Below are 21,785 nucleotides of genomic sequence, written 5' to 3'. Positions count from 1 at the left end.
GCTCCATCCGGCTAACAACATGACGCATGCATAGGCCAGACAGGCATCAAGGCATTGGCGAATCATGGGACTCTGTCCGATTTGACTGAGGAAAACAATTCTCGATCACCACCATAGAATTGCCAACCGTCAATTTGCCCGGCCAGCGATTCGCATGGCCACCAATTTCCCCTGCCAGCGATTCACCCGACGAATCAGCCCAATCGCTTAGCCATCGCTCAAGTCGTAGCACATCAATCGATCTTGATCATGAAGGTACAGACGTTTTCCTGCGACGACGGGATGTGCCCAGGCGTTTTTGTCGCTGCGGTCACTTTGTTTGAAACGTCCTTTCTCGCGGTACTCATCCGGTGTCGCTTCGACCAGCGCGACTTCGCCTTTCTCGCCTCGAACGTACAAGTGATTTTCGGCCAGAGTCACTGAGCCTTTGCCGACACACCGATTCTGCCATTGGAGGGCGCCGTTTCTCCAATCCAGGCACAACAGCACGCTATTATTGGTCCCGTAAATGTAGCCCTCATGAAGAATAAATCCGCCGTGATGATTCTCCATCTTCTTTACGAAATAGTCTTCCTTCACATTCCACGTTCGACCATTGCGAGTCAGCGTCGCGCGGCCACCACCGGTACCGTAGGCGCTCGCTGCGAACACATTGTTTCCCGACACAACGGACGTCGAACAATTTGCGGTGCTATTTGCGGGTGAATCGTATCGCCAAAGCGGAGTTCCTGTTTTGGCGTCGACACTAACGACGCCTCCGTGCAAAAAGGCAATGTACTGCCGCGTCCCCAGTATGTCGGCTGCGATCGTGGACGCATAACCGGCCGTCACATAACCGCCGTCGGCAAAGTTTCCGATCGGTGATTTCCAAATCGGGACGCCGCTAGTTTTGTTGAGCGCGACAATCGTCTGCGTACCTCCGCCAGGCGTGCAGATCAGTTTTCGCCCGTCGATCAGCGGTGACTCGGCGTACTCCCAGTGACCAGGAGCCCCACCGAAATCTTGCTTCAAGTTTTTCGCCCAGACGAGGTTTCCGTCATCGCGTCTAAGACAAGCAAGGGTTCCATCACAGCCAATCGCGAACAACAATTCGCCATCGATCGTGGGTGTGCCTTTTGGCCCGGAAAATCCACCACCTCCGCCTTTGCTACCCAGCGGGGCCTTCCAAAGCTGACGCCCATCGTCACGGGATAGCGCCAGCACGAAGGCAGCATCGTCTTCGGTCCCCAGCAGATAGATTGTCTCGCCGACGACGGCAGGAGTTGAGTAGCCTTCGCCAAGTCCACGAATCTGCCAAAGCAAGTCTGGCCCGGCATCCGGCCACTTGGACATCAAACCGCTAGCGTGACTCTTACCGTCACGATTGGCACCACGCCACTGGGGCCAATTCGCAGTTGCAGCCCCGGTTTGCGTCGCGCGGTTTCGCGACGGGATCGATGGTGGAGTATTTGGTGGGGCAGCAACTGGCATCTTCAAAAATGCCCGGTCCTGCGTCGAAAGTCTTGCCATGGAAAACGTCACGATTTTACCGTTGTCTTCACGCTGCAAGCGAACTTCGGCACCGCTTTGCTGAACCAGCTTTAAGCGGGTGCCACTGCGTTTGCCGTCACTGGTCGTCCAGTGCCGAAACCCGCCGCGAGAATCGCCCGCAACGACTTCTCGTGCATTTTCTTGTGCCACTGCTGAGCTGCTAACCGTCCACGAATCCATCGCAGCCGACAACATGACCGCTCCAGCGAGAATGAAACACGTGATACGAATCAAAGCGGTTTTCGCGGAGGGCATGCCAATAATTTCTGAGTAGGTGCCATCGGTGGATGAAGAGTACGACGCTCACCATACGCCAAATCACGCCTCGATATGCTTCTCGAAACGAGAACAGTCGTGCCACTTCAACAATGGCTTGCGAAAACTGTCTTTGGCGATCCGCTCCCCACTGGCAGCCTGGCAGCCGCTTTCCCCTGTGTCCGCTACAAGTCGCACAACCGGTTAGAGGAACTAGGCAAAGCGAGACAGTCAGAAGCGATGCCCCCCCAAATGCTAACCGTGTCGTACTGTTTTTTGTTAGGCGACGCGTCGACAGGTACTTGCCTATCAATAACTCACCAGTTGAATCGACACTTGATTGGGAAGCTGCCTCTGGTGGCTGTAAGCAATATGAAGAATCTATCCAGAACTCGATTTCGTTGCTTGGCAATCGTCTGCTTCTTACAGATGACGTGTCAAACGGCGACTTCAGCGACGATCGACTTCATGCCAACCTTGGATGCTTCGGTGGTAGGCACCAACACAAGCGCGAGCATCCGTTACGACTCGAATTCAACCAGCGGTGCAGTTGGCATCCCGGATGCAAGCGTCCCGAGCTATTCGGATACCTTCTTCTTTGCCGATGGGTCCACCGGAATTGAATTCCAGTTCGACATCACTTGGACAGCCAGCCCAACCAGCGGAGGGCCGGTAGAGTTTCTTGATGGCGACTCCAACTCACTGGGCGTGGGAACCAGCGGTTCAATCCAGGACACCGAAACACTGACCGTCGCGGTTTCCAACTTGTCGGTCGGATTCGACAATTACATTTCGGGCTCGGTCGGCGGGATCACCAATCCTCAACTGGACAGTTCCTCTGTTTCGCTACACGATGTCACGTTTGACGACCGAGATTACGGAATTCTGGGGCTCCTGGGAATTCTGCCCGGTCCCAATCAATCGTTGATCGACATCACGTCCGGCGGATCAACCGTCACGTGGGGCGACGACGCTGGTGAGTGGGGAAGTGGCAACGACACCTTTGAATTCGGCACCGATGGGTTAACGACCTCGGAATCAACCGTCTTGCTGGAACACAACTCAACTGCGTTAGGTGATCTTGACTTTACATTGGCGTCCACTTCGTTTCGAGTTTCAGCGAATATCTCGCAAGGAACCGTAACCGCTGTGCCGGAGCCATCTTCCTTTGCACTGCTTGGCGTAGCGATGCTTTGCGGATTCACGCGGCGCAAACGACGCCGGGCCAACTAACAGGGCTCCAGCGATCCCCCGATTGATTGATGCCATCGTTTTGGGCGACACTGTTGATTCGCAAATCATGCCCAGAGAATCATCATGTCAGCTCAAGATCGCACGCTGGACCAGTACCACGAATTTATGCAGGTCAATGCAGTTTCGCATCTAATGCGAACCGCACGACAAGTGGGAATCATCGATCAACTTCGCAAAGGTCAGCACACCGCCGGCGAACTTGCCGACACGCTCTCGCTGCAAACTGGCACGCTGGCCTTGATGTTGGATGCGTTGGTAGCTATTGGAACTGTCGAACGATACGACGACGACTATGCGTTGTCACGGGCAGCCGCGCTGCTTTGCCAGTACGACGAAGACCTAGGCGACCAACGTTGGCGACGCTTGGCGGATGCCTTGCAGAAAAGCGGTAGCGACATCGACGATGCTGCGCACCATGCTTACGTCGCAGCAACGCAGTGGGTGCATACGCCCTCTGCAATCCAAGCGGCTGAGATTCTGAATATCGGTGGCGAGGATGAAATTTTGGGTCCGAAGATTCTGGACATCGGTGGTGGATCGGCGGTGTGGAGCTGTGCAATGGCTCATCAAGACGCCCAAGCCAACCTTACCGTTGTCGATCAAGAAAACGCCATCGAAGCAGCTCGGACGATGGCCAATTCGATTGACTTGATGGATCGTTTTGACGCGGTCGTGGGCGACCCAATGACCACGGAACTAGGATCGGACAAGTTTGACATCGCGGTCATCGCGCAACGCGTCTCGGCTTTGGGAGATGACGCCGCGGCCAAAATGATGAAACGCGCAGTCCAGGCTGTCCGGCCGGGGGGGCGGGTCGTGGTGATTGACTTGTTTCGGCTCCCAACCAAACCCAATTTGTCAGAGGCGATCGAGGCCCTGAAACTGAATTTGGAAACCCAGCAGGGCCACATGCGGAGCCTTGAACAGGGCAAAGAACTCTTTGCAGAAGCCGGCTTGGGGCTGGTGCAATTTTCCTTTTTGGCGGCCAGTCGGACCAATTTGGGGCTGATGGTGGGTGTCAAACCAAGCTCCGAAGCCACTGCTTGAAGTTAAAAGAGGGCTTTTGGGGCTCTTTTGGCAAAAAGAGGGCTCGGTTGCGTTGACGAAAATGCCCTCTGTTTTCTACGATACGCGGCTTGAACAGTTCTCACCTCTCGTTAGAAATGGTTTGCAGCGATGGCTGTCCCTAAAAGAAAACATTCCAACAGCCGCAGCGGTAAACGTCGTAGCCACGATCGCGTCAAGAAACGACAGATCGGCTACTGCCCGCAGTGCAGCAACGCAGTGCCGACGCACACGATCTGCCCGAAGTGTGGCTACTACCAAGGCCGCACCGTGACACCTCAAGCCGACGAATAAGCCTCCGGCAATTCGCGTTTGAATTTCTCTTTGCAACTCTCATGCGGTAGTCGCTGGCTGGTGATCGGATTTGTCCGATCACGCCGGTTCGATGCTGGCACGCCGTCACGGCATGCCCATGTTGTGCGATGCCGCCCATCTAAGGAGCCGTCGCATGACAGCGACCACCTCTCACGCCAACGTCTCACTGGAAGTTGATTCCGCTGCCATCGTTTTTCCGGGCCAAGGCGCGCAGGCTCCTGGCATGGGCAAGTGGCTTGCCGAAAACTACCCGACGGCCAGAGAACTTTTCGACACGGCCAACGATGTGCTTGGCTACGACCTGGCGGATCTGTGTTTTAACGGTCCGGCTGAAAAACTAAACGAAACAGAATTCAGTCAGCCGGCTCTGTTTGTCGTCGGCATGGCGGCAGCCAGCGTACTGAAAGAACAACAGCCTGAGCTGGTCGCCAAGATCAAGGCCGCTGCCGGACTGAGCCTTGGTGAATACACGGCCGTCTGTTTTGCAGGTGGACTGACTTTCTCCGATGGACTGCGACTAGTGCAACGCCGCGGCCAAGCCATGCAGGCAGCCGCCGACGCCGTGCAAAGCGGCATGGCCAGCGTGGTTGGAATGGAGCTCGAAACACTAACTCAGCTCTGTGACGACATTCGCGGCGACGGAGAAGTCCTCCAGCCAGCGAATTTGCTGTGCCCTGGCAACATCGCCGTTTCGGGACATACGGCCGCCATCGATCGACTGGAGCCAGCCGCTACCGAAGCAGGCGCAAAACTGGTGGTTCGACTGGCTGTCGCAGGTGCCTTTCACACTTCGCTGATGCAGCCCGCGGTAGCCGCCTTGAAAGAGGCGCTCGATGAAATCCCTCTCCAGGAAACAAGCATTCCTGTGTACAGCAACGTGGACGCCTGCCCGCACAATTCAGCCGACGAAATCCGCGATTTACTCTCACGTCAAGTCGTCGGCCCCGTGCTTTGGGAAAAGTCCGTTGCCGCAATGTTGGGCGATGGAGTCGAAGGTTTCCTGGAAGCTGGTACGGGCCGCGTTTTGCGTGGCACTCTCAAACGCATTCAACGCAAACTGCCAACCGCGGGATTCGGCGACGAAGCCTAAAGCGTTTACACAAACGGGACAAAACCACCCGTTTTAACGCTGCCCATTCACCGCACCGATTCACTAAACTTGCGACTGCGTATTCAGAAGTCGCCTTTCTCATTTGAAGCTGTCATGGAACTTTCAATCAAAACCGACCTTTCTGGCCAAGTTGCATTCGTTACGGGTGCATCGCAAGGCCTGGGCAAATCCATCGCCATTGCCTTGGGACAAAACGGCGCCAAAGTTCTGTGTGTCGCTCGAAACGCGGACAAACTGGCGGCCACGGTCAAGGAAGTCGAAGCCGCTGGCGGAACTGCCGAAGCGGTCGTCTGTGACGTCACCGATCGCGCCGCTGCCAAAGCCGCAATCGAAGCCGCCAAAGAAAATCACGGTCGCCTGGACATCTTGGTCAACAACGCCGGGATCACGCGAGACAAGTTGATGCGTGGCATGTCCGACGAAGAGTGGGACAGCGTGATTGCAACCAACTTGACCAGCTGCTTTGTCTGCTGCCGCGCCGCCGCAGGCATCATGCGTCGCCAAAAGTATGGCCGGATCATCAACATGGCCAGTATTTCGGGGCTCATCGGAAACCCGGGGCAAGCCAACTACTCGGCTTCCAAGGCAGGCATGATTGGCCTGACCCGGACGCTTAGCAAAGAACTGATCAGCCGAGGCGTGACCGTCAATGCGATCGCCCCCGGTTTCATTGCCAGCGAAATGACGGCAGAGCTGGGCGATGTTGTGATGGAAGAAGTCAAGAAGCGAATCCCCGCGAAACGGGTCGGCCAGCCCGAAGATGTCGCCGCCGCGGCAGTCTTTTTGGCGTGCAAAGGCGCTGGCTATATCTCCGGTCAAACCATCGTGGTCGATGGCGGAATGACTGGCTAAGCCCTCGCAAAGTTGATTCGGTGGCAGAATTCATCGAAAAAATGCGTTCTGTCGATCCAAGACTTAAAAATTCCTCTACGCCAACACGAAGTTTTCGGCGGTGTATTGACGCCTTTTGCTTGTTTCACCTATCTTTTCACCGAAGCAACTTGGCCCACTGGGGCACTATATTTCCTGTTGTGAACATTCGTTGCGTGTTGAACCTGTTCGGCACGCAGCACACCACCATACTTGCTGCAGAAACCGGAGAAGCTTATGGCTACCGTCGAAGAACGCGTGGTCGATATCGTGTCTGAACAACTCGGCGTCGATAAAGACAAAATCTCTCGCGAAACTTCGTTCGTCAATGACTTGGGTGCCGATTCGTTGGACACCGTGGAATTGGTGATGGAATTAGAAGAAGAGTTCGACATTAGCATCCCCGACGAAGCCGCTGAAAAAATTCAGAAGGTCGGTGAAGCAGTCGACTTCATCGAGAGCACTAAAGGCGACGACGCTTAATTCGATTCTCGAATCGATTCAGGTGCAAATAGGATTGCCGCCCTCGAATCCGACCAACGTTTTACCCCGGTGAAACGTGGCGTTTCTCGGGCGGCATTTTTTTTGCATTGACCCAACCGCTGCGTTCGCGGCGCTTATCAAACAACCTTGACGACTGGTTCGATTAATCAGCACGTCACGTTCGACCAATCCGCGCCGCTCATCACAACGCAAGCGTGTTTTGCGATCACCCCCATAGATAAAGATCCCGAGGACAGTCTGATGGCAGACGGTAACCAAGCAAAAAACAACCAACGAAGAATTGTCGTTACCGGCGTTGGCGTTGTCACACCGTTGGCTGTCGATGTCGATAGCTTTTGGAAACGTCTGATTGCGGGCGAAAGCGGCATTCACGACCTGACGACTTTGGACACGACCAAATACAAAGTTCACTTCGGCGGTGACATCCCCGATTTCGATACCGCCGATTACGTTTCGGCCAAGGATGCCAAGCGGCTCGATCGTTTTACCCAGTTCGCAGTGCACGCGGGCGGACAAGCAATCGCCGACGCTGGCTTGAATTTCGATGGCATCGATCGAACCAAGTGCGGAGTGATTCTCGGTAGTGGCATCGGCGGTCTGATGGAGATCGAAAATCAAATCGAACGCATGCTGACCAAGGGGCCCGACCGCGTCAGCCCGTTCACCGTCCCCAAGATGATGGTCAACGCCGCAGGCGGAAACATCTCAATCACCTATGGACTGAAAGGTCCTAACTACGCGGTAGCAACCGCCTGTGCCAGTGCCACCAATGCTCAGGGCGATGCCCTGCGTAGCATTCGCCTTGGCGAAACCGACTTGGTCATCACCGGCGGCAGCGAAGCGGCGATCACGCGGATGGGACTGGCAGCTTTCCAAAACATGAAAGCGCTTTCGACCCGCAACGATGATCCCGCCAAAGCGAGTCGCCCGTTCGACGCGAATCGTGACGGATTTGTACTCGGCGAAGGCGCGGGCGTTTTGGTCTTTGAAGAACTGGAGCACGCCAAAGCACGCGGTGCAAAAATCTACGCCGAAGTGCTCGGCTACGGCACGACCAGCGACGCCGGTCACATCACAGCACCCGATCCAGAAGGCACCGGCGCTGCTGCAGCGATGCAGGCGGCCATCGATGACGCTGGCGTCGACCCAAGCGATGTCGACTACATCAACGCCCACGGCACAAGCACGCCGTTGGGTGACAAAGCAGAGACGCAGGCAATCAAGCGAGTGTTTGGCGAACATGCCAAGAGCGTGGCAATCAGCAGCACCAAGGGTGCGTTAGGCCACTCTCTCGGTGCCAGCGGTGGTATCGAAGCGGTGATTCTGAGCAAATCGCTGCAAACGTCGCTGATCGCACCGACGATCAACCTTCACACTCCCGATCCGGCCTGCGACTTGGATTACACGCCCAACGAAGCGAAAGAGTTGGATGTGAAGATCGCCATGAGCAACAGCTTTGGTTTCGGCGGCCACAACGCGTGTATCGTCTTTGGCCGGTACGACGGTTAATTCGATTTTGGCATATCGTTCTGTTCGCAAATTTGGCCTCGCCTCATTTGCGAACGGGTGACCAACCGGTGAACGCCGACTGGCAATCAATCCCCCGTCATCGGCGTGCCGTCAGTCTCGCAGTGACAGTGATCGGTTAGGATAAGTACATGTCCAACCCAGAACCAGCTTCGCCCAACCTGCTCCCAAGAGACGAATACGTCGAACAAGCTCACTTGTACGGCCTCCTACGTCAGCGCGGACAAGAGTCGATGCCGATCCAGGAACTACTGGACGAGCTGCGTCATGAAATTTTGATTACGACGAAGCTTCCAATGGCGATGGACTATCTGCTGACGGAAGTAAAGCACTCCGGTTTGCTCGCTCCTGCGATGTACAAACTCAGGCATTATTTCACTGATTTCCAGACGTATCTGATCCGAGAGTCCGAAGCGGATACGGGCCGCTTCATGATGAGCACGGCGTTGCAAATTTTAGAAGCCGACGCCAAGTATCGGCTCGATTCGGTCACACCGGAGGGCATGTTCTTTTTTCAATTCGAGGCCCTCTGTCGCAACCGGCTTAGCTACGATCGCGGGCTGGCAGCGATGAGCAACGATCCGCTCTACAACGATGAATGGACCAAGTGGATTTTGAATCTACGTGCGCAAGTCGGCCTGGTCGATTTCGCCGATTTGATATTTTTGGCGAGCGAAGAATACAAGCGGCGCATGATCGAAGCAGGGCAGTCGATCGAAGACAAAGGTCCGTTTCTGTTTGGCGACAAAGAAGGCCGCATTGCGTTTGCCAATCGTCGCAAAGATCCGTTGTTCTTATTCAGCGCTGTCCAGCGGCACTTAGGCTATCCCAAAGTGCCACGTCCCATTCCCGCCGATGAAACAAGCGAGATAATCCCGCAACTGTTGCGCCGTGTCGAACGAGTCGAAGCTCGACTGAAGATCCTTGACGACGAGCGTCGCGGCGGAATGGACATCACACGGTTCTACGAAAAAAACAAAGACAAACCGAACTTCAAGCTACCGGAATTGCCGGAGTGAAATCCATTGGCACAGGAACTGGACCGCCAACGACCTAGGGCTTCAAACAAAGCAGGCGTTCAATAGCGGCAGCTTGACACTACCGTGCAGGCATCAGGACGCCGTAGAGGTCTACTGTTTGACCGAACTCGTTTACGTCACCTTGGCCACGAGCCAACAAATTCCGATAGACGCCCGTGTCGTCTTTCTGCCGGAAACGAATTTGATATGACGCTCCGTTTTGCATCGCCATGGTAATCGCGTCATTTAGTATCAAACGATCATCGGGATGGACAAGATTCATCAACTCCCTCAGGCTGGGCGCCCCTTTTGCGGGGTCGCGGCCAGTGATGCGGTACGTTTCGCTGGACCATCGAATTTCGTCCGCAACGGGGTCGTAGGACCATGTACCTAGCCCGGCCAAACGCTGGAGATCTTTCAGTCTTTGACGACTCTGCTCGAGATCCCGCTCGATTTCACGACGCTTTGAAATATCACGGATCGTCGAAAGCAGCATCTCTTCGCCGCCGACTTCGACCGTGCGGGCGCTGATCAGAACATCGATTGGCTGTGCGATCATGATCCCTTCGGGCATCATTCCGTCCGGTCCCACACCGTCTGACTCTGCGCCACTCAACTCTGCACCATCGGCTGTCCGCTGCTTGTTCAACGCGAACTTTTCGCACTCGGGATCTTGCATCGTTGCGCAACGATGCAAAAACTGCGTTTCAAAATTGTCGATGCGTCCGTTCTTTGCCAATTCTTCGACGAAGATCTGCCGGCGACTCGGACACGCCCATATCGTCAACTTCGAGATAACCTGACCGACGAGCTCTTCTTTTTCGTAGCCCAACAATTCCGTACAAGCATCGTTGACTTCGATCACCACTTTGTCGGACCAGCGAATCAACAACCCAGCTTCTGGCGAGAAAGTAAACAGTGCCGAAAATTTCGCCTGATTCTCTCGTGCTTTATCGCGACGGTCACGATCGGCGCGTATCCGAGCAGCGGCTTCGCTTTCGCCTTCCCCCGCCGATTCATAAAGTCGAATCGACAAATCCAAGTCACCCTGATTGGCAGCAATTCGTGCAAAATCAACTTGCAATCGACGAAGCGTTTCGGCGGCGCGTCGGTTTTCTGGCCAAAGCTCCATGGCCTCGTTGGTCAGCGTGATCGCGCTACCGAGTTTTTCGTAGGGATCGTCCGAATCCTCAGGCGGCGTATCCCACGCGCGACGCTTTGCACGCCGCACCAATCGTTCGCTTTCTTCGTGAGTTCTCCGGATTTCGATCGCGGCGACGAAATCTTCGACCGACGCGTAACGGTCTTCGGGACGTGTTGCCATCGCACGCAACGCGACGTCAACCAACTCACCTTGCGCATCCGTCGAACGGATGTCATTTCGCGCCGCCGCTTGAATGCAGTCCAGCAAATTGCTGCCGTGATGCGGCGGATGGCCCGAAAGGATCTGATACAAAATGGCGCCAAGCAAATACACATCTGTCGCAAAACCGAGCGACGCGACATTCCCGCTTGCCAATTCCGGCGACATGTAAGCTGGCGTCCCACCAATTGCCGAGCTGGCTTGCGCGACTAAGTGCTCGCGATGCTCTTGGTGAGGAAAACAATTCACGGCCAATCCCCAGTCAGCCACCAAGACTTCGCCGAACCGCCCCAACATCACGTTCTCTGGTTTCAAATCGCGGTGAATCCAACCTTGTGAATGCGCGTAGCGGATCGCATCGGCGACACGCAGCAAGATACTGAGATTCTTCTCAACATCCATCTCATCGATTTGCAGATCCCAGCTGGTCCCATCGATGCGTTTCATCGCATAAAAAAGCTGCCCTTTGTCATCGATACATAAATCATGCAACGCGATCACATTGGGGTGATCCAACGCACCGATCACGCGAGCTTCGGCCAAAAATCGCGAACGACTTGATGGATCGGCTGCCAACTCGCTTCGCAGCACTTTGATCGCGACTTCACGATCGATCGCCCTTTGATGGGCTTGGTAGACGATCCCCGTTCCGCCGCTTCCAAGTTTGCCAATCAATCGATACTCAACATCATCGTCGTCATCGTTGGCAGCATCATTGAGCGATCGAATTCGTCGCGGCGGTACAAAGCCGTCATCGATGGGCTTGGCACCCTCGATCGGTCCACCATCAATTGTTTCGTTCAGCGAATCGGTGTCCACTTCGCTAAAGAGCGGGAGCTGTTCATCGTCCGCCCACGAGGGATGCTGCAGCGTATTACGAAACTGCGAAATGGCCAACGTAATCGTTTTCGCGTCCGCAGGCATTTCGGCCAGGCGTTTCGCCAGCGAACCATCGTCATCAATCGTGTCTAACAGGCTACGCATGAGGCACCAGCTTTGAAAAAAAATGGCTGTGCGAAGGGAGTCCGCATCAGTCGTTTATTCTAATCCAGACAACGAATCTTGGGCATTACGCACGGAATCCAGAATCGGCTCGGGGGGGATCCGTCGTCGCCGCATTCATTGCGAATTCCCACCCGCATTTTCGAGCAAATCCGGTTAGACTAAGACTAGATCACCAACGTTTGAGCTACTTTTTCGTCAAAAACAATCATGCAACCACAAAATTTCGATCGGCTAAAAACAGACTGGGCCAGACGCACCTTTTTGTCACGGTCCTTTGCTGGAATTGGGTCGTTCGCCCTGGCGTCTCTGCTCGGCGACAAACCACTCGCTGCGGCAAGCGATGGTCCAGCACATCCCTGGCCAACGCTACCGGGATTCCCCAATCATGCCCCCAAAGCCAAGCGGATTGTTCACCTCTGCATGGCAGGTGGACCGTCGCATGTTGAATCACTGGACCCCAAACCAGAACTAGATCGAATTGACGGCCAAGCTTTTCCGTCATCTTTTACCGAAGGCCAACAACTGGCACAGCTCCAGAACACGGAACTGAAGGCTCGAAAATCGTTCGTCAAATTCAAAAAATGGGGCGAATCGGGCATTGAAATGTCAGAACTGTTCCCGCATACCGGCAAGCTGGCCGACGACCTGTGCGTGGTTCGGTCCATGACCACCGAGCAAATCAATCACGACACAGCCCACGCATTTATGAACAGTGGGTCGATCATCAAAGGCCGTCCGTGCATGGGTTCCTGGTTGCTGTACGGATTGGGGGCGGAGACCGCCAATCTGCCTGGCTACGTAGTGATGACTTCGTCCGGCCCCGGCGCCCAACCGGTTTCTGCACGGCAGTGGAGCGCAGGATTCTTGCCTAGCAAATTCCAAGGCGTCGCGTTTCAATCCAGCGGTGCACCGGTGCACTACATCGGAAACCCCGATGGTGTTTGCCAATCCACGCAGCGACAAGTCATCGACGAAGTCCAACGGCTTAACGGCATGTTGGCGCAGCAGCACTCCGATCCGGAAATCGATACGCGAATCGCCCAGTACGAAATGGCGTTTAAAATGCAGTCGGCCGTTCCGGAATTGACCGACATGACGCAGGAATCAAAGCAAACGCTGGAAGCCTACGGTGTCAAAAAACCTGGCGACGGATCCTACGCTTCCAACTGCTTGCTCGCGCGTCGATTGCTGGAGCGAGGCGTGCGTTTCGTTCAGCTTTACCATCGGGGTTGGGATCACCACAGCAACTTGATCCCCAACTTTACGACTTCGGCAAAAGCCACCGACCAACCCACAGCGGCTTTGGTCCAAGACCTCAAAGATCGCGGCATGCTCGAAGACACGCTGGTAATTTGGGGCGGCGAGTTTGGTCGAACACCAATGGCGCAAGGTTCCGGGCGTGACCACCACATCAATGCGTTCAGCATTTGGATGGCCGGTGGTGGTGTCAAATCCGGCATGACGTACGGTGCCACCGACGAACTGGGATACCGCAGCGTCGAAAACACCGTTTCGGTTCACGACCTGCACGCCACCATGCTGCACCTTTTTGGCGTCGACCATGAAAAGCTACGGGTTCAATTCCAAGGCCTCGATTTGAAACTCACCGGCGTCGAACCTTCTCGAGTGGTCAAAGACATCTTGGCTTAACGACCTGCTGAGATCCATTCCATCGTACGACACAGCACAACTTTCCCCCCAAACCGCCATTTAGCACCCGCTAGTGGTGGATCAGCGCGACATATCGCCGCTCAAATAACCTTACCGTTTTCATCAAAACATGATTCATAAAGCAACAACACTTTGTTTGGCGATCGTTATTTCCGCTTGCTGGTTGGTGGTGCCAAGCCGATCTGAAGAAGCCGGAACACTAGTATCAAAGTCAGTAGAAAAGACGCTGCCTGAAACGGTCAGCTTCAATGCACACATTCGTCCGCTGATGTCCAACACGTGCTTCACGTGCCATGGTCCCGACGAAGAAGACAACGAGAGCGAATTTCGCATCGATTCGTTCGCGTCGGCAACCAGCAAACTGCCGTCAGACGATGATCTCGTCGGCATCGTTCCCGGCGACCCAATGGCATCGGAAGTCTATTTGCGAATCATCGGCGAAAGCGATGGCGAACAGATGCCGCCCGAAGAGTTTCGCCATCATTTGACCGACTACGACAAAGCACTCTTCCATCGATGGATTCAGCAAGGGGCCAAATACGAACAGCACTGGTCGTACGCGCCAATCCTTCAAACCGGCCTACCTTCGCTGAGCAAGCACGCAGACAAAGTAGCCAATGAGATCGACGCGTTTGTCTTGGCCAAACTGGAAGCCAACGATATCGCCCCCGCGCCCCTGGCCGAAAAGTCGACCTTGCTACGACGGTTGAGCTTGGATCTGACAGGACTGCCACCAACGGTCCAGGAACTAAAATCGTTCGTCGCCGACACTTCCGACAACGCTTACGAAAAACAAGTCGAGCGTCTCTTAGAATCTCCACACTATGGCGAACGGATGGCGAGTTCGTGGCTGGATGCCGTTCGGTTTGCCGACACCGTTGGTTTTCACGGCGACCAAAACTTACGAAATGCGCCCTACCGAACCTATGTGATCGATTCGTTCAACAAGAACAAACCCTTTGACGTTTTCACACGCGAACAAATTGCAGGCGATCTGTTGCCGGATCCAACGCCGGAGCAACTGACTGCGACAGGCGCGCTGCGGCTGAACATGGTCACTCGCGAAGGCGGCGCGCAACCGGGCGAATATCTGGCCAAGTACAAAGCCGATCGCGTCCGAACCCTCGGCACCGCTTGGCTCGGGTCGACGTTGGCCTGTTGCGAATGCCACAACCACAAATACGATCCGTTTTCGATCAAAGACTTTTATTCGTTCGGTGCGTTCTTTGACGATCTACGTCAGTGGGGCGTTTATTCATCCTACGGGTACACACCGAATCCAGACTTGGCTGGGTTCAACAACAATTATCCCTTCCCACCCGAGATGCGAGTCGAAAGCCCCGCGTCAAAGGCAGAGATCCGGTATCTACAGAACGAACGCAGCGCTAAACTGCTCGCCGAATTAGGCAGCCAGACGATCGAATCCGACGAGTTTCGTTTGTGGGCAAAATCGCTGACCCAAACGCTGCAGCAATATCCCAACGGATGGATTCCGGCCAACGTAACCGACGTGACGACGGCTGAAAAAACCAACTCCAAAGTCCTGGCGGACGGCAGCGTTCTTCTGACAGGCAAAGGCGATTCCGACGAAACCATTCGCATCGTGACCGAGTACCAGGCTCCGACAACGATCAACGCCATTCGCTTGGAAGTGTTACCGGACGACAAAAACGATGGTTTCATCGGCCGCGCCGATGACGGACGATTCACATTAGGCTTGTCAGCCAGCATCGAAAGTGTGAAGCAGGCCAAGGCCAAGAAGGTCGCAAACCGTCCTCGCTATGTCCGCGTCCAGCTAAAAGGTGCAAAGAAAATCTTGTCCCTTGCCGAATTGCAAGTCTTTGTCAAAGACGACAACGGCTCTCTGAAAAACACTGCTCTCCAAGGCAAAGCGTCGCAGTCGACCAACTACAAATCGGCTGCTCGAGCGGAACTTGCCATCGACGGTGTTACCGACGGCGATTACTACAAATCCAAATCGGTGACGCACACCAGCCTGGACGGATCAGATCCTTGGTGGGAAGTCGACTTGGGGAGCCAGCAGAAGATCGAAAAGATCGTGGTGTGGAGTCGCACCGATGGCAACTACTTGCAACGGCTGAAGGGATTCGAGCTGGTTCTGTTGGATGACAACCGCAAAACACTTCACGTTGCCCATCCAGCCACACCCAAACCGACAACGACCGTAAGCGTGCCCGACCAAGTCTCGCCCGAGTCGACGAGTCCGCTGAATTTTGCTTGGTCCGAAGCCGACCGGAGGGATCCACCTAGTTACAGCAATGGCCGTCCGCCGCTGACGTTGGGCGACAAGTGGCAGAGCGGTCCAGAACGATGGCAACTACCGTCGGACGAAAACAAAATGCTCCACACAGCTGTCTACCATCTGGACCAGCCGGTATCGATCAAAGCAGACGAACGTCTGGTGGTGCTGATCCAAAGCGGAGACGTAGGACGCGTTCGACTTTCGGTCACACCAGTTGGGCATGCAATCGCCGGCTGGGACGCCGCGTCCGCCCAGCTCTCCGAATCGCTTCGCAAACCCAGCAATGAACTTTCGCAGACGGACAAGGCTGCTTTGGTTGGTGGTTTTCACCTCTCGACAACATCGTTTGCGAAGCAATCCGCCACCGCGACGGCATACCGTGATCGCATCCTCGCGTTGCATTCGGGAATGGAAATGACGCTGGTATCACAACCGCTACCGAAGGATCAGATTCCGGTTAGCCGAATTTTGCCACGCGGCAACTGGCTGGACACAAACGGCGACCTTGCGCCTCCCAGTTTTCCTGATTTCCTTCCTAAACCTAAGCACGATACCGACGAGCGACTAAGTCGATTGGACTTGGCCAACTGGATCGTTTCGAGAGAAAATCCGCTGACGTCACGTCACTTCGTCAATCGACTTTGGAAACAGTTTTTCGGTGCGGGTCTGTCTGGAATCTTGGACGACCTTGGCAATCAAGGCGAATGGCCAAGTCATCCGCTGTTGCTGGACTGGTTGGCTTCGGAATTTGTCGACAGCGGCTGGGATGTCAAACACGTGGTGCGCAAGATCGTGATGAGCCGCACGTATCGTCAAGCCGCCGCGGTACGCGACGACTTACGCGACCTTGACCCCTACAACCGCATGTTGGCCCAACAGTCCGCCCGCCGTTTACCGGCAGAACTGGTGCGTGACAACGCCTTGGCGATTTCGGGGTTGCTGCAAGCCGACTACATCGGCGGACCGAGTTTCCAACCGTATCAGCCCGCTGGTCACTACTCCAACCTGCAATTCCCTAGTCGAAAATACAAGAACACATCCGACGGGCGTCAGTATCGGCGTGGTGTCTACATGCACTGGCAGCGAACGTTCTTGCATCCCATGCTGGTCAACTTTGACGCCCCCGCGCGGGACGAATGTTCGGCTGATCGGACGCAAAGCAATAGCCCGCAGCAGGCGTTGACGCTATTGAACGACCCGCAGTTCGTCGAAGCCGCCGTGGCAATGGCCAATCGTCTGCTACGTGAAAACGCCGATGGCGAATTCGACGACCTACTTGATCAAGCGTTCCTGATTGCGCTGTCGCGGTCGCCGAGCGACGTCGAACGCGATGCACTGAGCAAGTTGTTTCAGACGCAGACGGAGTATTTCAAGAACAACTCCGAAGACATGAACAAGACGCTGGCCGTCGATAGAAAGTCAGCGTATCGTCCAGCCGATCCAATCCAGCACGCCGCGTTGGCACAGGTCTGCCGAGTGATTTTGAATTTGCACGAGACGATCACGAGGTATTGATCGTCGAATTTTCGATCTAAAATGCGAGAGTCGGACAAGGCAACCACGTTGTCCGACGCGTCACACCCGGTGTATCAAACGGAGCGTGTTTGGCAGGTCAAATCGTCGGATCCTGCCATCGGCGCTGCAGCACCATCACAAAAAACGCCGCAGTCACAAATTGTGACTGCGGCGTTTTTGTTTAAGTCGTCAGCTGGTCGTCGCCTGTTTACGCACTCTTGGTGGTAGGCATCTGAAATAGCTTGCGCGATCCCAGGACAACGCTCTCGTCAATGGTGTAAACCGTTCCCTCTTCTTGGTCAGGGAGGTCGTACATGATGTCCAGCATGACTTCTTCCAAGATCCCGCGAAGCCCTCGGGCACCGACGCCCTTTTCGAGTGCTCTCGCAGCGATCTGATGGAGTGCGCCATCGGTGAACTTCAACTCGCAGTTCTCCATAGCAAAGAGAGCTTGGTACTGTTTGGTGAGCGAGTTTTTAGGCTCCGTCATCACATTGACCAATCCGTCTTCGTCCAATGGTTGCAGATAGCTGACCACAGGCAAACGTCCGACAAGTTCAGGGATCAATCCGAACTGCAGGATGTCTTCGGTTTGCACTTGAGCCAGTAATTCCGCGGTGGACTGCTCATTTCTGTCACCCATACCGCCGCCGAAACCGAGCGTTTTATGTCCAAGTCGTTTACGGATGATTTCTTCGATGCCGACGAAGGTACCGCCTACGATGAACAAGATATTGCTCGTGTCCAATTGGATGTACTGCTGCTCAGGATGTTTCCGTCCGCCTTGCGGAGGAACATTTGCAACAGTGCCTTCCAACATTTTCAGCAAACTCTGCTGAACCCCTTCGCCTGAGACATCACGGGTGATCGAGACATTGGCACTTGTCTTTCCGATCTTGTCGACCTCGTCGATATACAAGATGCCTCGCTGTGCCGCTTCGACATCAAAGTCAGCCGCATGCAACAGTTTCAGCAACAAGTTCTCAACGTCTTCGCCAACATAACCCGCTTCGGTCAGAGTCGTCGCATCACCGATTGCAAAGGGAACATTCAGCATTCGGGCAAGTGATCGAGCAAGCAATGTTTTTCCGCTACCCGTTGGGCCAGCTAGCAGAATATTGCTCTTTTCGATTTCGACCTCGCCACCGCCGTCCCATTCACTGGTCAGGCGTTTGTAGTGATTGTGAACGGCAACCGCCAAGACACGCTTGGCGGACCCTTGTCCAATCACATACTCATCAAGATGCTCGACGATTTCCCTGGGAGCAGGGATTTCGCCAAACAACGACTTACTTGGGCCACGTCGCTTGGATTCTTGATCCAAGATCGACTGGCATAGCTCGATACACTCGTTGCAGATGTAGACATCGCCAGGGCCTTCGACCAAGGGTCCGACGTCGCGATAACTTTTTCGACAGAACGAACAAAAGGCGTTCTTTTTGTTGGATGTGCCACTGCTGCGGCGTGAGCTGGGGGTATCTTTCGAGGGCATACGCGACTCCTGATTAACAGCAATGACAATCCTGTGTTGGACATCGGTCCGTGTGACTTCATGAACATTGCTGTTCGCACACTTACCGAAACCAAACACGAGACACATTGCCGCGCTACGGTTCGGGCCACTGCTCGAATGCTTTCCCAGTTCGCGTATGCTTTGAAGAAGAGGGCTAACACAGTGTGCTAGACATCGCCTTCAGAGCGGGAGGTGCGACCGGGATGGAACATCCTTATCCTCGAAAGCTCGAGCTGATCGTGGTTTATAAAATCAAAACAAAGTGGTATCGGTTTTTCCGAAGCCGTGGCCCGTAGTGTTGGGAGGGCAGCGATTCAGAAATAGGTAGTTCGCCGTTTTTCACATTCAAGCGTCGTCAATCCGACCGCCGAACCGATTGAGTGCACAACGTGACTAGGTGAAGCCAAACTTGGGAAGGAACGTGGCCGGAATAAGTTGGAGCCGGCTGATTCAGTTTTGCGTTGGTTCGTCAGAGTCGTTGGTTGATTCGGTTTGGTCTTCTGAGTGATCAGAAGAGGTCAGGTCGTTTGCCTTGGCTTGGGTGTGAGTCTGGTTTGCTAGTTTTATTACTCGGAATTCTTCGTCGGTGATGTCACCTCGCAGATGCATTTCTTTCAAGTTTGCAAGCATCTGTTCGGCGTCTTGCTGGTCTTCGTCGGCAGAGTCGCGCAAACTTCGCGCGACATAAAACACAATCGCGCATCCACCGGCAATGACCAAAAAGGCGCCCGCAGCTACGACCATTGGGTCATCTAATAAATCACGCATAACCCGGTGTCAGAGAAGCGGTTGGCAAGCGGTCGATTCAATGTGCGTTGCAAAGTCTTGTTTGTCTCGTGACAGCGGGAGATAGTTTGATCCTCGGCGACGTTTCGACCAAGAGCATTCTGCGGAATATGTCGCTTACTTGCTTTGGCTGATAAACGAATGATAGGGGTGTCCAGTAAGCGTGGTCCAGCTTTGAGAACCCGAAACCCCGCTTTTTTCGTGTTTCACGGATGAAACGCCCCTGAACAAGGCTCCCCGTGACCTGACAACGGCTCGGCCGCATCGGTAGACATTCCCGATAACAGACAAGTCCCAGCAGCCAGAAGAACCTAGAGCTTTGCCCAAGCTTCGCGCGCGATCTCTAAACCTCGCTCGCTCTGCCCGTCGATCTGCACGATCATTGGAACCAGAATCTCTTGCCGCCGAATCGACTGAACCACTCGACTGAGATCGACCCGTCCAGGCAGATCGGACACGCTTGCCGCATTACGAGACGCTACAGACGTGGTTTCAGGATCGGTTAAAAACACACAAGCCAGTTCGGACGCGTTGAGTGCCAATCGTTCACCGATCGGAAACTCGCCACCGATCATCATCTGGGCCGTGTCGGCAGCCAAGTACAGACGATGTGGCCCACCGAGCCATTGGCATAGCCGCTGAAAATGAGTGACTTTTGCGATCACATTTCCTGTGCGAGGACGAATCGCCAATCGCAATCCGCGGCTGTCAGCTTGCCGAAGCAACGTATCGATTTGAAAAGCCAAACGCTCCAGCGGTTCTTCGTCCGCAGACTTACCGCCCGCCAGTTCGATCCCGGTGCCTGCGTCCTTACTTAGTCCGCCCGTGTCGGCCGACGTGTTGCTCTTGCCAGATTCGATGACCAAGATCACGTCGTCGCTGATGTAATCGCGTGCGACCTGCATGCAAATATCAATCCAGGCTTTCGCCTTCGCCGATTCGCCAATGTCGGCACTCGCCAAGCTGGCATCGCACAAGAAGGGTGCCTGTGTCTCCAAGACGACTTGGACGTCCAAGCGTTTCGCCGCATCACCAAAACACTGCATGCTTTCGACAACGTGCTTGGCGTAGGGATTCAGACCACTTAGCCGAGGACGAATTGCCACGGACGTATATCCCATGGCCGCCAGCTCTTTTACTGCCGTCGTTTCGTCGTGCAGCAATAAACTAACCGTGTGAAAACCAAGACTCATGTGACTCGCAATCGTTTGGCCAAGATGATGGCGGGAACCACTAATGCAAACACACAGATCGCTGCAATGCGTCCCGCTCCCAGCAACGCCACCGCCGATGCAAGTGGAATAATCGACAAGATGCCTGCGCGGATCGCGTTCTGAATGTTCTTGGGTGTCGGGGCGGTCTGAATTTTCAGCGCCCGCAAAGCAACCGGCAACGAAATCAACCCGACCAGTATCGGGTAAGCATTGTGCGGGTCCATTCGCCAATTGACTTGATCACCGGAGACACTCGGGCCAAACGCGATGATCCCCATCCCGACCAACATGACGACGAATCCGGTTGTAATGTTCAAACCAGCCCAGGCACCGGTTTCGCCCACCGCTTCGCGTCTCGCCATCGTGGTAATGCCCATGATGTACACGCCAAATCCCAAGGCGATTGCCATCACGTGCTGAGGAAAAAGTGCTTCGCCCGCAACCATCGCGATGCACGGTGAAGCGCCCAGGAGAAAACTGAGCACACGGCAGCTACCCATTGCCGCGGGTGCAAGCGGTGTTTTTTTCAGTGGACCGTCGTACAAAACAATCATGACTGCCAACACCAGCGCAACGAGACCTGGCAGCCATGTCACGGCGAACTGCGATGACGAGATCAAACCCGAAGCTGCCGCCAGCACGATTCCGGCAATCAACAAAGTCCAGCCCGCGATCGTGGCTTGGGAAATCGAAATGTCACCTGCAGGGATCGGGCGTGTCGGTCGTTCCTGACGGTCTCGCTCGACGTCAAAAACGTCATTGAGCACCATGCCGGCCCAGTAAAGCAATACTCCAGCGATCAGCACACAGGCGAACCTTCCCAACGGAAATGGGCCGTGAGCCACCAACAGGAACGCAGCGCTGACGTCAGCCAAGACAGTGAACAGGTTGGGCAATCGCACCAACTGTGTCCAAGCGGCCAGGGATGATCGGGGCTGGACAGGAGAATCAGAGGTCAGGGAACTAGTGGTCAAGGATCTAGATGGGCACCAGAGGAAGTCGAGC

16 protein-coding genes are annotated in these 21,785 nt (G+C 54.8%); 10 read left to right on the top strand and 6 right to left on the bottom strand.

Annotated features, from left to right (window positions below; translation table 11 throughout):
* Positions 1 to 207: 207 nt before the first annotated feature.
* Entirely contained in the window at positions 208 to 1,785 is a 1,578-nt protein-coding gene (locus K239x_RS05105) for a PQQ-binding-like beta-propeller repeat protein (protein WP_419189695.1), read from the bottom strand.
* Positions 1,786 to 2,214: 429 nt separating this feature from the next.
* Here K239x_RS05105 and K239x_RS05100 point away from each other — a divergent pair, with 429 nt between their 5' ends.
* The 8 genes from K239x_RS05100 (at position 2,215) to K239x_RS05065 (ending at position 9,450) form a co-directional block, all read left to right on the top strand.
* Positions 2,215 to 3,018 carry a PEP-CTERM sorting domain-containing protein gene (locus K239x_RS05100; protein WP_419189694.1) on the top strand — a complete coding sequence of 268 codons (804 nt, stop codon included), beginning with the start codon at positions 2,215 to 2,217 and terminating at the stop codon, positions 3,016 to 3,018.
* A gap of 84 nt (positions 3,019 to 3,102) precedes the next feature.
* A complete protein-coding gene (locus K239x_RS05095) occupies positions 3,103 to 4,086 on the top strand; it encodes a class I SAM-dependent methyltransferase (protein WP_145416599.1) in 984 nt (327 codons plus the stop codon).
* A 129-nt stretch (positions 4,087 to 4,215) separates the two neighbouring features.
* Entirely contained in the window at positions 4,216 to 4,398 is a 183-nt protein-coding gene (gene rpmF / locus K239x_RS05090; protein WP_145416597.1) for a 50S ribosomal protein L32, read from the top strand.
* 154 nt (positions 4,399 to 4,552) lie between these two features.
* The gene (gene fabD, locus K239x_RS05085; RefSeq protein WP_145416595.1) at positions 4,553 to 5,509 is read left to right on the top strand and encodes an ACP S-malonyltransferase; all 957 of its coding nucleotides are present in this window, start codon (positions 4,553 to 4,555) and stop codon (positions 5,507 to 5,509) included.
* Between the two features lie 114 nt (positions 5,510 to 5,623).
* Complete coding sequence (fabG, locus tag K239x_RS05080) at positions 5,624 to 6,382, top strand: 3-oxoacyl-[acyl-carrier-protein] reductase (protein WP_145416593.1); 759 nt, start codon at positions 5,624 to 5,626, stop codon at positions 6,380 to 6,382.
* 255 nt (positions 6,383 to 6,637) lie between these two features.
* Positions 6,638 to 6,883, top strand: a complete 246-nt coding sequence (acpP, locus tag K239x_RS05075; protein WP_145416591.1) for an acyl carrier protein — start codon at positions 6,638 to 6,640, stop codon at positions 6,881 to 6,883.
* 261 nt (positions 6,884 to 7,144) lie between these two features.
* Complete coding sequence (gene fabF / locus K239x_RS05070; RefSeq protein WP_145416589.1) at positions 7,145 to 8,413, top strand: beta-ketoacyl-ACP synthase II; 1,269 nt, start codon at positions 7,145 to 7,147, stop codon at positions 8,411 to 8,413.
* Between the two features lie 149 nt (positions 8,414 to 8,562).
* On the top strand, positions 8,563 to 9,450 hold the full coding sequence (locus K239x_RS05065; protein ID WP_419189693.1) for a hypothetical protein: 888 nt from the start codon (positions 8,563 to 8,565) through the stop codon (positions 9,448 to 9,450).
* Between the two features lie 79 nt (positions 9,451 to 9,529).
* On the opposite strand, the gene K239x_RS05060 is transcribed toward K239x_RS05065, so the two are convergent.
* The gene (locus K239x_RS05060) at positions 9,530 to 11,797 is read right to left on the bottom strand and encodes a protein kinase domain-containing protein (protein ID WP_145416587.1); all 2,268 of its coding nucleotides are present in this window, start codon (positions 11,795 to 11,797) and stop codon (positions 9,530 to 9,532) included.
* A gap of 228 nt (positions 11,798 to 12,025) precedes the next feature.
* Between K239x_RS05060 and K239x_RS05055 the strand changes: the two genes are divergently transcribed.
* Together K239x_RS05055 and K239x_RS05050 are read left to right on the top strand one after the other, a co-directional pair.
* Entirely contained in the window at positions 12,026 to 13,468 is a 1,443-nt protein-coding gene (locus K239x_RS05055) for a DUF1501 domain-containing protein (RefSeq protein ID WP_145416585.1), read from the top strand.
* Between the two features lie 130 nt (positions 13,469 to 13,598).
* The gene (locus K239x_RS05050) at positions 13,599 to 17,267 is read left to right on the top strand and encodes a DUF1553 domain-containing protein (RefSeq protein WP_145416583.1); all 3,669 of its coding nucleotides are present in this window, start codon (positions 13,599 to 13,601) and stop codon (positions 17,265 to 17,267) included.
* A 208-nt stretch (positions 17,268 to 17,475) separates the two neighbouring features.
* Here K239x_RS05050 and clpX read toward each other — a convergent pair whose 3' ends face one another.
* The 4 genes from clpX to K239x_RS05030 form a co-directional block, all read right to left on the bottom strand.
* Positions 17,476 to 18,759 (bottom strand): ATP-dependent Clp protease ATP-binding subunit ClpX, encoded by a 1,284-nt coding sequence (gene clpX / locus K239x_RS05045; protein WP_145416581.1) that lies wholly within the window; start codon positions 18,757 to 18,759, stop codon positions 17,476 to 17,478.
* Between the two features lie 471 nt (positions 18,760 to 19,230).
* On the bottom strand, positions 19,231 to 19,548 hold the full coding sequence (locus tag K239x_RS05040; RefSeq protein ID WP_145416579.1) for an SHOCT domain-containing protein: 318 nt from the start codon (positions 19,546 to 19,548) through the stop codon (positions 19,231 to 19,233).
* A gap of 329 nt (positions 19,549 to 19,877) precedes the next feature.
* The gene (locus K239x_RS05035) at positions 19,878 to 20,759 is read right to left on the bottom strand and encodes a TIM barrel protein (RefSeq protein WP_145416577.1); all 882 of its coding nucleotides are present in this window, start codon (positions 20,757 to 20,759) and stop codon (positions 19,878 to 19,880) included.
* Positions 20,756 to 21,754, bottom strand: a complete 999-nt coding sequence (locus K239x_RS05030; RefSeq protein ID WP_145416575.1) for a UbiA family prenyltransferase — start codon at positions 21,752 to 21,754, stop codon at positions 20,756 to 20,758. The genes K239x_RS05035 and K239x_RS05030 overlap by 4 nt, the downstream gene beginning before the upstream one ends.
* Positions 21,755 to 21,785 lie beyond the last annotated feature (31 nt).

Origin of the sequence: Stieleria marina (assembly GCA_007741555.1) — a bacterium.
GTDB lineage: Bacteria > Planctomycetota > Planctomycetia > Pirellulales > Pirellulaceae > K23-9.
The sequence above is the reverse complement of the archived record's forward strand: the minus strand, read 5'-3'. Positions and strand labels throughout refer to the sequence as shown.

Excerpts from the sequence above, each read along its gene's own strand:
- K239x_RS05105 (WP_419189695.1), bottom strand. The coding sequence starts at position 1,785 with ATGCCCTCCGCGAAAACCGCTTTGATTCGTATCACGTGTTTCATTCTC.
- K239x_RS05100 (WP_419189694.1), top strand. The coding sequence starts at position 2,215 with ATGACGTGTCAAACGGCGACTTCAGCGACGATCGACTTCATGCCAACC.
- K239x_RS05095 (WP_145416599.1), top strand. The coding sequence starts at position 3,103 with ATGTCAGCTCAAGATCGCACGCTGGACCAGTACCACGAATTTATGCAG.
- rpmF (WP_145416597.1), top strand. The coding sequence starts at position 4,216 with ATGGCTGTCCCTAAAAGAAAACATTCCAACAGCCGCAGCGGTAAACGT.
- fabD (WP_145416595.1), top strand. The coding sequence starts at position 4,553 with ATGACAGCGACCACCTCTCACGCCAACGTCTCACTGGAAGTTGATTCC.
- fabG (WP_145416593.1), top strand. The coding sequence starts at position 5,624 with ATGGAACTTTCAATCAAAACCGACCTTTCTGGCCAAGTTGCATTCGTT.
- acpP (WP_145416591.1), top strand. The coding sequence starts at position 6,638 with ATGGCTACCGTCGAAGAACGCGTGGTCGATATCGTGTCTGAACAACTC.
- fabF (WP_145416589.1), top strand. The coding sequence starts at position 7,145 with ATGGCAGACGGTAACCAAGCAAAAAACAACCAACGAAGAATTGTCGTT.
- K239x_RS05065 (WP_419189693.1), top strand. The coding sequence starts at position 8,563 with ATGTCCAACCCAGAACCAGCTTCGCCCAACCTGCTCCCAAGAGACGAA.
- K239x_RS05060 (WP_145416587.1), bottom strand. The coding sequence starts at position 11,797 with ATGCGTAGCCTGTTAGACACGATTGATGACGATGGTTCGCTGGCGAAA.
- K239x_RS05055 (WP_145416585.1), top strand. The coding sequence starts at position 12,026 with ATGCAACCACAAAATTTCGATCGGCTAAAAACAGACTGGGCCAGACGC.
- K239x_RS05050 (WP_145416583.1), top strand. The coding sequence starts at position 13,599 with ATGATTCATAAAGCAACAACACTTTGTTTGGCGATCGTTATTTCCGCT.
- clpX (WP_145416581.1), bottom strand. The coding sequence starts at position 18,759 with ATGCCCTCGAAAGATACCCCCAGCTCACGCCGCAGCAGTGGCACATCC.
- K239x_RS05040 (WP_145416579.1), bottom strand. The coding sequence starts at position 19,548 with ATGCGTGATTTATTAGATGACCCAATGGTCGTAGCTGCGGGCGCCTTT.
- K239x_RS05035 (WP_145416577.1), bottom strand. The coding sequence starts at position 20,759 with ATGAGTCTTGGTTTTCACACGGTTAGTTTATTGCTGCACGACGAAACG.